10 protein-coding genes are annotated in these 13,330 nt (G+C 47.4%); 1 reads left to right on the forward strand and 9 read right to left on the reverse strand.

The annotated features are described in order from the left end of the window. Positions 1 to 273 precede the first annotated feature (273 nt). The 8 genes from dndE to QZH36_RS08485 form a co-directional block, all read right to left on the reverse strand. The gene (gene dndE / locus QZH36_RS08450) at positions 274 to 633 is read right to left on the reverse strand and encodes a DNA sulfur modification protein DndE (RefSeq protein WP_058675766.1); all 360 of its coding nucleotides are present in this window, start codon (positions 631 to 633) and stop codon (positions 274 to 276) included. After that, a complete protein-coding gene (gene dndD, locus QZH36_RS08455; protein ID WP_001577626.1) occupies positions 633 to 2,633 on the reverse strand; it encodes a DNA sulfur modification protein DndD in 2,001 nt (666 codons plus the stop codon). The genes dndE and dndD overlap by 1 nt, the downstream gene beginning before the upstream one ends. Beyond that, complete coding sequence (dndC, locus tag QZH36_RS08460) at positions 2,623 to 4,257, reverse strand: DNA phosphorothioation system sulfurtransferase DndC (protein WP_301729971.1); 1,635 nt, start codon at positions 4,255 to 4,257, stop codon at positions 2,623 to 2,625. Before dndC ends, dndD begins: the two co-directional genes overlap by 11 nt. Beyond that, entirely contained in the window at positions 4,254 to 5,339 is a 1,086-nt protein-coding gene (gene dndB, locus QZH36_RS08465) for a DNA sulfur modification protein DndB (protein WP_301729972.1), read from the reverse strand. Before dndB ends, dndC begins: the two co-directional genes overlap by 4 nt. 656 nt (positions 5,340 to 5,995) lie before the next feature. After that, on the reverse strand, positions 5,996 to 6,226 hold the full coding sequence (locus tag QZH36_RS08470; protein ID WP_445235120.1) for a SymE family type I addiction module toxin: 231 nt from the start codon (positions 6,224 to 6,226) through the stop codon (positions 5,996 to 5,998). A 694-nt stretch (positions 6,227 to 6,920) separates the two neighbouring features. Further along, complete coding sequence (locus tag QZH36_RS08475) at positions 6,921 to 7,574, reverse strand: hypothetical protein (RefSeq protein WP_301729973.1); 654 nt, start codon at positions 7,572 to 7,574, stop codon at positions 6,921 to 6,923. A 45-nt stretch (positions 7,575 to 7,619) separates the two neighbouring features. Further along, positions 7,620 to 8,888, reverse strand: a complete 1,269-nt coding sequence (locus QZH36_RS08480) for a hypothetical protein (protein WP_301729974.1) — start codon at positions 8,886 to 8,888, stop codon at positions 7,620 to 7,622. Positions 8,889 to 9,515: 627 nt separating this feature from the next. Continuing rightward, positions 9,516 to 9,758 (reverse strand): hypothetical protein, encoded by a 243-nt coding sequence (locus tag QZH36_RS08485; RefSeq protein ID WP_301729975.1) that lies wholly within the window; start codon positions 9,756 to 9,758, stop codon positions 9,516 to 9,518. Between the two features lie 46 nt (positions 9,759 to 9,804). On the opposite strand from QZH36_RS08485, the gene QZH36_RS08490 reads away from it, so the two are divergent. Then, a complete protein-coding gene (locus QZH36_RS08490) occupies positions 9,805 to 11,520 on the forward strand; it encodes a DUF4153 domain-containing protein (RefSeq protein ID WP_301729976.1) in 1,716 nt (571 codons plus the stop codon). Between the two features lie 72 nt (positions 11,521 to 11,592). On the opposite strand, the gene rtcR is transcribed toward QZH36_RS08490, so the two are convergent. Continuing rightward, entirely contained in the window at positions 11,593 to 13,173 is a 1,581-nt protein-coding gene (gene rtcR / locus QZH36_RS08495; protein WP_253458097.1) for an RNA repair transcriptional activator RtcR, read from the reverse strand. Between the last annotated feature and the right edge of the window lie 157 nt (positions 13,174 to 13,330).

The following is a 13,330-nucleotide window of genomic DNA, read 5'->3' on the forward strand; positions in this document are numbered from 1 at the left end:
CTATGGATCTTAGCTTTCTGAAAAATTTAGTTAATTTCGTGCTGGCGGCGAGGGGACTAAAGGGCCCCTCATAATCCTTTGATGTTGTTATATGCACTGGTAATCCCCCCTGCATTCAGGTTAGGAGAAAATTCTACTTATGCCTGCATCGATTTTTCGGGGGGATTACCATATGTCAGATCAAGTCGCGACTAATACAGATTACCGTTGTTAGTGTGCCATTTTCATGCTTTGTTAGCAAAGATGGGGTGAATATCGACTTATTATTTTCCATTATTTGTATACTCCATATACAAAATCTTTTACCGAGCGATAGTTTCTTAACCCCGCAATCCCATCCTCAACATGTGCTGCCCAGGCTTTAATCATATCCTTCTGCGTCATCTGTGGATAAAGCATCTTCAACACCAATTCTGTAGTCTGTAATGTCTCCCCCAGCCACGTAATTTTATCCAGTACCAGCGAGCCATCCAGCTTCTTGGTATCCCGCTCAGGCGAATAACGGAACTCGCTCTCTACCGAACGGAAAAATGCCAGTCGAGCAGCGACATTGGGCGTAATCCCTGTATATCCTTTCAATTTTTTAAGCTGCTCTTCAGTCTGGCGACTAAGCACCATTCGATTCGGGAGCATCAGATCGCCTCCTTAGTTAATTCCCAGAAATAGCCAGGTTTCAGTGCAGACGATTTGGTATGTGCATTAAACACAATCTCATAAGCATGAGAGATATCATCACGCAATTGATCAACAAAATAACGCTCATCCACTTCCGTATCAGTAGATAGCAGCACTACCTGATGGCTGGCAAACGGGAAATAGTGGTTAATCAGTTTATCCCGATGCTGAGAATCCAGACGTCCTAATGGCGTATCGATAATCACCGGTAAATCACGGCCTGAGGTTTTTGCTAAAGCCTCAAGAATAGCAATTGCATAAATTTGCTTTTCACCGGCAGAAAGCAGCTTACGTTTTATGACGGATCCTTGTTCATCAATCAGCTCTACGTCAAACGTCTCTGGGTTAATGTGCGCACTAAGTTGTAAATCTTCTTTACGGGCCAGTTTGCGATAGGCTATTTCGAAATTCGCTGACAGTGTTTTCACTCTTGCCTGCGTTAATACATCACTGTATCGATCGAGTAAATTAATCGTTTCTTGAGCGTTTTTAAAGGCGCAACTCAAGCCATGCTGACTTCGGGCAACATCATGCATTTTTTGTACCTGACGAACGCAATCCAGTTGCTGTTGCTTAATTCGTTTAGCATCTTCCAGCAATGAAAGATATTTTTGCCGCTGTTTTTCACGTTGCTTATCCAGTTCGCGTAGCTTCTCAAAGAGCTCCATTAACTGGTCGTCTTCCGGGGCGCGGGCAATATTTGCAGCAGCCTGCTCTAACTGCTGTTCAGTCTCTGATAACTGGGTACGGTAAAGATCGAAGCGTTGCCATGCCTTTTTGCTGTCTTGTTCAATCGACTGTTGGAGCATACCGGCTTCACGTTCAGAGATATCAAACAGCAAATCGCCTTTAGGCTTAGTTGCCATATACTCTTTTAGATTATCGGTAATCGCTTCAGCTGCTATTTTGCCAGTTCCCTCAGAACGAAATGCAATATCATTTCTGAGTTGCGTTAAAAACTGGCTCAGCTCTTTTTCAAAGCTTTTTGCCTGTTTAATCTGCGTTTCATCAGTAATTTGTTGCAGTAAACGAGACAAAATAGTGGGCGCAAGCGCATAAGGTAGCGGCCCATCACATTCCTGACGCAGTGCTTTTTCCAGACGTTCCTTATCTTTCAATAACGCATCAACTTTCTGCTTTTCCTGCGCTTTTGTCTGGGCAAAAGCCCCCCCCTGAGCATTTAGCAAACCTTCATAACGGATAATATCTTTAGAAATAAACTCAATCCGCGATTTGGCAAAATCGGCTCTTTCCAGTATCTCTTCAGTCTGGCAGGCCAATTCTTTACTTTGTTTTTCAAGCTCTGCAATCTGCTGTTGTTGAGAACCCACCAACTGGCTGGATTGCTGGCGCTTAACAAAAATCATTAAGTCATTACGCAGTTTGGATATCAGATCCAGACCTAATAAACGGCGCACTGCGGTACGCAAAATATTGCCGGATTCATCTTCCGCCAGCTCCGCAATTTTCTCGCCATCAAAAAAGAACAGATCGGCAATGCCATGCGGGATTAATTCATTAAGAAACCCCTGGCACTGATCGTAATCCAGCTCACTGAGTGGCTGTCCATCCTGTTGCAGAGATAGGCGATCTTTCTTACCTTTTTTCCAGGTTCGCGTAACGGTAAATTCCGCTTCATGGCCGCCCTTATTATAGGTAAAGGTCAATTCGACAGCGGCTTCCTCAGGTTGTTCAATATCGTACGCACCGTTGTGAATTAACGAACTAAGTTGCTCGACATATTCCTGTTGTTGAGTGGCAAGGCCAAACGCCAGCCGACCATATAGTGCTAGACGGATCGCTGATAGGATCGACGTTTTCCCTGCACCGTTTAAACCACCAAACAGTACAATAGGTCGTGGATTCAAATCGTGTGGGCGCTTTCTGGGGGCCAGATCAATGGTATGAGTACCGTTAAATACCCGAAAATTATGTAACACTAGTTGTTTAATGAGCACGTTCGTTTTCCTCCTCGACTAAAACAGAGGATTCACTGGCATCGACAATTCTTCGCTGCAGAACCTGAAGTTCAGCTTCCAGCCTGGTGACTTCTTCCTGGTGAATATCCCGGTCGTTACGTTTTTGTAGTGCTGCTTGTTGCTGCTGGATCTCTTCGAGACTACCCCAGTCCTGTTTTAGAATGGTACCGAGTTTGTCAAAAATCCCCTGACGACGGCTTAGCCCTTCCATTGACACTTCCAGTTCAATCAGCTTCATGACCATCTCGGGTGCAACGTCAAATCCCTGAGCTATCTGTATCAACAAATCTGCATCGCTGGCGTCAAAGCGCGACTGATCGTCCACTACCCAGTCTAAATCCTGCTGATACACTTCTCGGTAAATACCCGGTAGCGTGTCATACCAGTCTGGTTCATTAGGATCTTTCAACCATTCCTGACGGATAGCATGCAGCTCCGGTTGGGTAATTAACGTAATCGTATGGCCTTGAGCATTTAAATCACGCTCGATTACCAGCAGCTCTTTTAGCCACTGCTGGCGATACTTAAGCCAGTAGGGGCCAGGAACATGTTTACGCTCGGCACTAATTTCTTCGCCATCTTTGGCATACTGATAACTGACCTTGCCAGTACGACGTTTATAGTTGCGAAACGTGTCTTTATTTACTGGATCGGTGGTAAATGCCAGCAGATCGCGGTATTTCAGCAGCGGAGACATCCATTCTTCGCCATTCTTGATCAGGCTCTCCATCGCTTTATCTTTGGTGACCACGGTACAGGTCCAGCAGCCAAAGCGGGAGTTACCACAAGAAGGGGTACTTTCATCGATCACTAGGGGACATTCACCCTGAGCGGAAGAGTCCATATATAGCGTCCACAGAGGACGGTTGTTTCCACCCCACGGGCTTTCCCACTCATCAATATCGTCCGGGGCATAGCGGAACGCGCCGCGCAGCAGTTTCCAGACGTCTTCGACATCCCAGGTATCAATAGGGGTATAGATAAACGCATTTGCCAGCGTGGTATGCCGGGCCAGGCGGGAGCCATCAATTTTGTGCTTTGCAATGACCTGCGCACGTGAGGCACTCTCGCTACTACGTGAGCCGAGGACAACAACCACTTCATCAAACTGGCTAACCTTATCTTTAATAAAGTCGCTCACCGGATTGATTTTCATACGCTCGGTACACCAGCGAAAACTACGGGTTGGGGCCGGATAACCTTTCCCTAGTAAATTGACCCAGAAGGTTTCATTAGTTTTAGGCATCACAGCATGTTGAGTGATCGGTAGGCCATTACGTTTTGCGCCTGCCTCAATCTGCAACATTGTTTTCTTAATCAGATCCACGACCACTGGTGTTTCCACCAGTGTATCTGATGACACCAGAAAAACATCTTTGCTGCGCATTTCCGGGGGCAGGCCGAGCAGGGCCAGATACACCAGCGTGATCACGGCGGAAGAATCTTTCCCGCCGCTATAGCCAATTACCCACGGACGCTTATCCGCACAATAAATTCTTTGAACCTCAGCAACATATTCGGCCAGAGGGCGTCCAGCGAACTGCTCCTGATTAATAAAATCTTCGTATTCGGCCAAATCGTAGGCCTGAACTAATTTACTCATGAGACAACCATTTGAGCTTCAAGCTCCTGTTCTTCAGGAGTGAGGGGAATTGAGAGCGCGGTTTTTAGTGCATTGCAGGTAAGCTGGATCGCCGTACTGGTTTTGCTCAGCTTGCCGTGCTGCATCGCGCGTTTGATCAGATCCGGATTGTTTCTGCGCCAATTAAAGGTTTTGAGTGCAGCAATTTTCTCCGGCCACTGCTCCGGGAAGTCTGTCAGCAGGGCATATCCTAGTTGTCCGAGTGCCTGCAAACCAATGCCGTGAGCGTGAACATAATCCTGCCTTAGCTGAACCGGTGAAACCTCTTTTTTTACCGCTAACTGCCAGTCAGGCATAACGTGAAAAATAGCCTGCCAGTAGCGGGTAGCTGTTTGAGTGCATTCTTCAAAATTGCCTTCTTTGGGATCTTTGCCCAACAATGCACGGGTGGCTTGTTTGATGCTGCTTAACGTAAATAATTTATTTGACCGCTGACTGATGCCAGATTTTTCCAGCTCCGTCATCCCGATGAACGGCTCTACAGACATTGCCAGATAACGCGCCAGATTTGAACAGGCATCACGATGATCGTACAGTGATGCCAGCGACGGGCTGGGACGAATGGCGTATTTATTTAGATCGGCGAACATCTGCTGACTACGTTTTAACCCTTCATCGACAAAAAACAGCACTGGAATGTTATCCTGCCCCAGCTCTGGGCGTGCGTCTAAAGCGTCTTCAATTGCTTTACGACGATGCTGGCCGTCATTGATGAGTATTTGTGCGTCCATTGGTACACATAACGTCCCTAGGTTATTAGAACCAGCAAATTCATCAAACTGGACGTCAACGGCAATGGAGGCCGTCAGCGCTGAAAAAACATAATCTTTCGGATTTTCCAGAAGATATCGCACCATTTCTGGGATACGTGATTTATTCAACGTGCGCTGCGCGCGTAGCTCAGGCGGTACGTCATTTTCATCAAAGCTGAATATTTTGGGGATGATGCGCATCGGGCACGTGGCGATGTAGAAAGGACGACCAGCCTGAATGCCACGTATAGCTGGAAAAGAGTAGCAGTAATCTGCATCGACACTAGCCATGATGTAATCCATAAAAAATTTAGTTACGTGATATTTTACGTAACATCGGATAGAAATTACAGTCTTTTTTACGTAAAAAAATGCGTACCATCTTCCGATATACCAGCAATTTTGCTCTATAACCAAAACGTTCTTACAGATGCGGTCTATTCCATAGAACTCTGCCTTTTCCTTGGGATCCATGACCTGTAAAAACCACATACTCATCCAGCAATTTTGTCTGCACCATATTGTCCCTTAGCAGTTGCCTCTATCTCCCTGATGCGTCAACACCAATTCCATAAAGTTCTAGCCCAGTTCATTGAAATGAGCGGTAAGGTCAGGTAGGGGAAGAAATTAGTTTTGGATATTACGCCACTGGATTTGATGGTTGCTACCGCTTCACTGGCGCTGTTCACCGATGAGAATGGTTCCGTTAGGTTGAGGCTCTTTGTCAGGTCAGTTCATAGCCTTGGGGGAATGCAATCTAGGGCATAGGCACACTCTGACAAGCAGCGGCGTATCCGGCTGCGTCGTCATAAATATACTGCACACGGTTGCATACTCGCGAGTTCTTTTGCACACAGTTTTTTCTTCGTGAAGAAGAACGGAAGTCATGTCATTGCCGCTACCAGCAGACATGTGCGGTAGACTTTTCTTATCCGGCAAGGGCGCTACTACAGTAGCTTATTCGCCATTTCGCTTCTTCGATGCTGTAAATGCGGTTCCGGCTCGCGGGCGGTCACTACCAGGCAGCCCGGCATTACCCTTACATCAACCGGCGTGCCTGTCGCAAACCCTGCCGCATCCAACCATTTGCCTTCAAAGACGAGTAAAGGAATACGTTCGTAATCCGGAAAGGTGCTCGCATAACTCACCGTATAGTGGCGCAGCGTAGTCTCCGTCACTTCTTTTGCAGCCACAACTGCATTACAAATTACAATCCTGTCCAGCCATAATAACTAGCTCCCATAGTTGTTGTGGTCAGCAGACTGAATGTGTTCCCGCACATTCAGTCTGCGCTAAATAACCCTGTTATTATATCGCTTCGCTGATTACTTTCCTGATTTATTAGAGGTGAAAATTAAAAGGCGGAACACGCCTCTGATAATTAATGTAATCTGTAAACCGTTTGCATTATTGCTATGGATTGTTGTTTTTTTTAGGCCTGCCTTACAGGTTGGGATTGTAATTCTCTTAATTAACATACTAAATTAATCGTTTCCTTATTATCGCATTCAGCCACACTTGAACGACGCGTCCAATAAGTAACCTGCTGGTCTGGGAGATGTTTTTATTAATAGCAGTGTTATTCTCTTTGTTATGCTTTGATGTGACTTTTCTTTTTTTTATGTCTTTAATTTAAATTTCGAGTAATAATAATGTTGGTTGCATTATCAATAATATACCTGATTACCATTTTTAAAAATGGTAAATGGTAAATGGTAAATGGTAAATGGGAAATGGGAAATAGGAAGTGCTCTCGTAAGCTCTGTTACAGATTATATTAAGCCTGGTCAGCTTTGTAAGGTCTATTTTTACTTTGAGCAGAGATAACTGGAAGGGAAATATAAAATATCCCTTCCTCGTTTTACCCAATGACTACCAGTCAGATCCGTCTTCTTTTTTCTGTAAGGCATCTCTGTAGCGTTTTTTCTCAATAACGCTAAGGCTGGTATCGTTTAAAATATCTTTCCCCTTCATGTTAACATCATAATCTATGTCTGACTGAGGCGCGTAACTTTTATCAACGCGCGACGATGATGGGCTGTCAGATAACGGATTATAAGCCGCCGATGTATCCCTGGGGTTTGACGTTCCTATATAGGCAAGGAAACAGGCAAAAAAGAATAATGCTGACCACACCATACCGAAAGACGTTATTTCGTAACCTGCCCCTGTATCAATAAACGTAGCTTTAAACCTGACGGCATAGATTATCAAAAAAGAAGCCAGAACAACGGATCTCCTTTGCCACTTTGAGATATGCTGGTGCATATATCTCGCACAATTAATCAAAGTGATAATAAAAGCGACAACGGATGCGATGGAGAGCCAGACCGGGAAGGGTGAGTATTTGCTGATAAAACCGGATGTTAGTATTGTCAGTGCCATTACCAGGAAAAACCCCAGCAAATAGAGACGAGCGGCTATCGCTATCTTTATCTTTTTATCTGCTTGCAATAATAACACAGGGATCGCTGCTGGTATGTTCATCAGCAATGTCATTGTAATCAGTGTTATCCACATATTCATATTTTTACCTTTATTTTAGGGAGCGATAAAGCTCCCCTTTAGCAATTATCTTACAACGGTATCAATAATTATTTCACCATTATCAGAGTCGACTACTTTAACCTCATCCCTGACCAGAGTGGCATGTATAGTGTTTGTATTACCATCAACATTATCGATGTGGATATAAGATTTCACAAAGGTGCTGACACCAACCCTTTTGCTGTGTAGATCTGCAAGCTTAGCGGATACCTCACGCGCTTTATCATCCGGCACACCAACAGTACAGCCACGTAGTGCCTGATCTATAGTAAAGTTAATGCCGCGGTTTTCTGTCATCAGACCGCCAGTCATTGCGCAAAAGGCAGCGTTATATTTAAAACCTTTTTTAGACATATCATAACTGTCGCTTGCAGATACCCAGCCATCTGTTGATGGTAAAGGTTTTTCGCCATCCGCTGTTTTAACACCGTACTTTTCATTTAGTTGGTTATTAGAACTAAAGGAGGAATAACCCAATATGTTTTTAAGGTCTTTATACTGGGATATTTTCTCTTTAATTTTTTGCAGTTCTTCTTTTTTTATGTCTTCTTTAGCAAAGACATCTGTTGTACTGTTCCACTTGGTGCTAAAAAAGCCCATTAGTTCGTCATCGCTAAATGTACGCGGTGATTGTGAGAAATAAATATAATATAAGTCGTTCTGAGTAACGTTTTTAAATTCCGAATCAGGAATGTCCCTTATAACGTTCTCGTTAGCGTTAAGTTTTTCCTCGTATTTATCGCGCCAGGATTTTTGTGATGCAGTAGGCTCGATTTTATGAGCTAAAAGGTCATCGAAAGAAATTGAGGTGTCAGTAACATACTTACCATTATCTTTTTTTACGTTATATATGATATCGTTTGCGAACGTTAATCCATACATTTCATCAGAGCTAAACTGAACTTTAGCACTGCATTTGAGGCTGTCAGTGCCGGTGCCATTTATAGTCGGGTTGGTGATGGTAAGTTTATCTGTAGTCCCAAAACCTTTAGAAAAGTCTTCTGATGTATAACTATAGTTAACATCAATGCGGGATGTTCTTCTCTCATTAGTGTCTGGTAATATGCCGCGCTTATATCTGTCGCTGAAAGGGGAATAGTTTCGCGGGTTTTTCTTTAAGTCATCGATCGTTTCTTTTTTGAAACTGTTTTCCAACTGAGTCAAAATTTCAGGTGATTTGCAGATGCCATCAGCTTCTTCACTTGTAAGCTCTGGAATAGGTTTATCCTCAACTGATTTATCACAGCCAACCAGTAAGGTTGATAAACAAGCAATAAAAACAACTTTTTTCATTGTAAACATCCCAATCTTTCATTAAAAGGTTTATTTAATTTAAATTATGCTTTTTCAAGCCCAACATCGTCGATGGCTATGTCACTCTCTGTTCACTTGACGTTATCTACTTCCCTGATTTCAGGAAGCACACAAACTGTACAATTTTGACATCCTTGCCAGCCTTCGCGATGCTATAGCCAAATATTTGCCCACAAAAAAGACGCTTTCCCAACGATCCAGGTAGTAAGCTTTCGTGGTGGAGCTACGTACATAATATGACTGTTACGATTATCAGAGGTCACAGCCATAAGGCATACAGCCAGGGCAGAAAGAATGTGTATATGTCCTTGAGCCTTTGGTCGCTGAGTTCATTCGTATTGCATAACGCATCTACATAATTTAACAGTAATCAGGCTATATCAATAGCTACGGTTTTTAGTAACAGACGCTTTAGGTTTTATTGAATGATGAGGGTAAAGACCTGGCTTTCAGGCGGGCTGTTCGCTTGTTAATATGCTGTTTTGTATGGAAAATAAAGCATATGTAACGTGTCTGGCTGTTTTGTTTTTCAAGCTGAAAAAAGTAGCGAACCTGTTTTATTTCACGAAAAGATATTTTTTGTGATGTCGCGTTTGGGCTTTAATGCTAAGGGGCAAAATCCACCTTTGATAGTTTTAAGCTATCGATTTTAACTTTAATACTGAAGAAAACTAACAGGTCATTCGTTAAGCGATGGGTAATTGCATTAGCCTGACAATAATTGTTATTTCTTTCGCTTATCTCATTTTGTGTAGCCAGGCCTTCAGGCTTAAATAAGACAGTACGACCTGATATTTTCCAGACTAAGCGGTCTGGCACAGGGATTTTCACAAAAAAAGGTCTTATCATGGCCCGGTTTTCTCCCTCTCACCTAATCCAACAGCAAGGAATAGCTATGTTGCAAAAGGAAGTTTTCCCTCACCGTACTAAATGGGCCATTATCGTTATCGGGATGATAGCCGGGTTGCTCTGGGCTTTGCCGGATGGTTTTAACCTGCATGAACGTTATTCTCTGTATCTGCCGCCGCTCTCGTTAGCGATGGCCAGCATTCTGGCCTTCACGCTTTATCGTCTCCGCGCCGTCAGGCCCTGGCTCTGCGCCCTGCTGATATTGCCGGTTATTGCCTTAATGACGGGGTGGTATCGCTGGAATTTTCCCACGCTGCCGCTGGGCGAATTTCACTTTAAAAATATCTGCGCCGTAATAGTTATGCTCAGCCTGGTTATGCCCATGCTGGTCGCCTTCTGCACTAAATCGCAGCAGGAACAGGATGGGTCACAGTGGAGCAGAGCAGTCGCCGAAACGCTGTGGCGCAACACTTTTACCCTGGCGGTCACTGGCTTAATGACCGGGCTGTTCTGGCTGGTATTGATGCTGTGGAGCAATCTCTTCAGCATCATCGGCATCACGCTCTTTGAGCAGCTTTTCTTTGATAACCGTTTTTTCCCGCCGATAGCGACCGGCGCGGTCATCGCTGCGGGCATTGTGTTTTGTCGACGCCTGCCGGGCGCTGCCGGTCTGTACAGGCATCTGGTTACGCGGGCTGTAAGCGTGCTGCTGCCTTTGCACGCGGTCGCCTTACTGCTGTTTCTGGCCTGTTCGCCGTTTACCGGGCTGGCTATCATTCCCAAAGCTTTTTCAGCCACCACGCTGTTATTGACCATGACGCTGCTGATGCTGGCGTTCAGCGCCATCGCTGGCGAAAGCGCGCCTGACCTGTCGCGCTGGCAGCATGTTATTGCGCGCGTGGTGCTGGTTGCGCAGGCTCTTACTCCGCTATTGGCCGGGCTGGCTGTCTGGGCGCTATGGCTGCGCGTCGCGGAGTATGGCTGGACGGTGGAGAGGATCTACGCCGCTATGATTGCACTGCTGGCGGTGGCTGGCTCGCTGCTGCTGTCAGGGTTCCAGCGCCGCGCCTGGTCACAGGGCGCGGGCAGCATGAACATTTTTATCGCGCTGATGCTGTCTCTGACGGCCTGCGGCTGGTTTTTACTGCATACGCCGGTAGCCGATCCGTGGCGCATTGTCGTGAAAAATCAGCTGGCGCGTTTTGCGCAGGGCAAAGCAAAAGTGGATGACATGGATCTCTATTTATTCAGTGATGCGGGACGTCGGGGAAAACAGGCGTTGCAGAAGATAAGCCATCATCCGCAGTGGCTCGACGAGCCTGTCCGGCAAAAAGCCGTGCTGGTGCGGCTGCTGGCAGAACGCGACACCAATAATGCTAACCCAACCGTTAGCGACCTTCAGCGCAGCATCCCGCTGCGAGCAGGCAGCGAAGCGCCGCCGGAAAGCTGGTGGCAGATGCAACACCTTGAGCCGGAGTCGGACATCTGCCTGGTGGATACCGGTTCCTGCCTGGTGTGGATGCAGGATGTGAATAACGACGGCACGCCGGAAGTGCTGCTCTATAACCGCAATCAGCAGAGCATTACTCTCTATGCCCATCAGGCCACAGGCTGGAATCAGATTGGCAGCGTGACGCTATCGGCAAGGCTGGAGCAGGCTCTTCGGGATAAAATACCTGAAACTGTAGTTAAGCCGTGGCGCGATCTGGAAGTGAACGGCCAGCAGCTTCCAGTGCAATACTACGGTTTCGAAGGACAATAGCGCATTACCCGCTTTTGCAGCCGCGCAGCATCGGGGCCGGCTGCAAAAGCGTTACGGCTGTCGTCGGCTGCGTTATCCTTTAACCTCCTCCCAGTTCAGCCCAAATCGTGCCAGATACTTACGCAGGCGATCGGCGTCGTTGGGCTGTTTCTTCCCCTGGCGGGAGACGGCAAACAGGCGTCGGCCCGCTTCGGAAAGCGAATCCGCCGCGCGGCAGACGCTCAGCACCGTCTGTAGCTGGCACTCGTCAAAGAGATCGTACTGCGCCCCGGAGCGCTCAGGCAGGGCAGCTTGCGATGCCGTAGTACGCCAGCTGGCGCGCAGCCGGGCGATCTCTTCTTCCGCCAGCTCCAGCGAAATTCTTCCCTGTTCCGCCAGCGTTGCCATCCGCGTGACGGCAGCACCCAGCTCGCGGAAATTGCCTCGCCAGCTGGCTTCTGTCGAGCAGGCGAAGCGCAGAAAATGGCTTCTCGCTTCTTTATCAAAGCGCACCTGGGTCTGCTGTTCCCGGGCGTAACGTTCCAGCTCAAAATCCAGGTTGGGTTCGATATCCTCGCGGCGTTCGGCCAGGCCCGGCAGCTGAAACGTCCACATATTGATGCGGGCAAACAGATCTTCGCGAAAGCGGCCTTCGGCAACCCACTGCGGCATATCCCGGTGCGTGCCGGCAATCAGCTGGAAATCGCTGCTGACCTCTTTATCAGAGCCGTACGGGAAGAAGCGTTTCTCCTCGATGGCGCGCAGCAGCATCGCTTGCTCATCCAGCCCCAGCTCGGCTATCTCGTCCAGAAACAGCATGCCGCCGTCGGCTTCCCGCAGCAGCCCGCCGCGCGCCTGCTGTGCGCCGGTAAAAGCGCCCTTAACGTGGCCGAACAGCGTGGACATCGCGTTGTCGCCGCGCAGCGTGGCGCAGTTAACTGCCACGAATTTACCGGCCAGCCGGTGGCGGGCATGGCGCAGCTGATAGATGCGCTCCGCAAGAAAAGATTTGCCCGCGCCGGTGGGGCCGGTCAGCAGCATTGGGGCGTCCGAGCGCAGCGCCACGCGCTCAATCTGCTCGATCAGGCTGTTAAAGGTGGGATTGCGCGTCTCGATGCCGGATTTTAAAAACGAGGTGGAGTGCTGCTGCTCGCGCTGAAAACGGCTGGTCAGCGTGGCGTATCGGTTCAGATCGAGATCGATAATGGAATAGTGGCCGAGCGCGGTTGGCGTCTCCGAGCCCTTGCTGGCTGGCGAGGTCTGCAAAATGCGCGCGGGCAGATAGCGGGCTTCGGTCAGCAAAAACCAGCAGATTTGCGCCACGTGCGTGCCGGTAGTGATATGCACCAGATACTCTTCGGCGTCGGTATTAAAAGGATAGCGGCTGACAAAATCCAGCAAGCTGCCGTAGACCTCTTCAAAATCCCAGGGATCTTCCAGCTTCACGCTGTGCAGCACCACCTGGGTGGCGGGCGAGGCCTGAATGATATCTTCCGCCACCTGCTGCGCCATACTGAGATCACGCGGTTGATGCAGCAGCTCCAGCCTGTCGATCTGTAAGCCTTCCTGCTGGCAAAGCGCGACGGTTGGCCGCCACTTGCTCCAGCGGTTTGCCCGCTTGCCGCGTTTATCCAGCACCGTGCCCAGCACGCCGATGACTACGTTAGCTTTCATGTTTATCTCATAAGATAAATAACTTATCCGCTAAGATAAATTGCTCTGTTGGTAATGGCAATACGCAGGTGTGATACAACAATAAATATGTTTAATAATCAAATAGATAAATTTTATTATGCAGCGTAGCGGTCTTCTGGCACGGCATTCGCAATAG

Origin of the sequence: Erwinia wuhanensis (assembly GCF_030484085.1) — a bacterium.
GTDB classification, from domain to species: domain Bacteria; phylum Pseudomonadota; class Gammaproteobacteria; order Enterobacterales; family Enterobacteriaceae; genus Erwinia; species Erwinia aeris.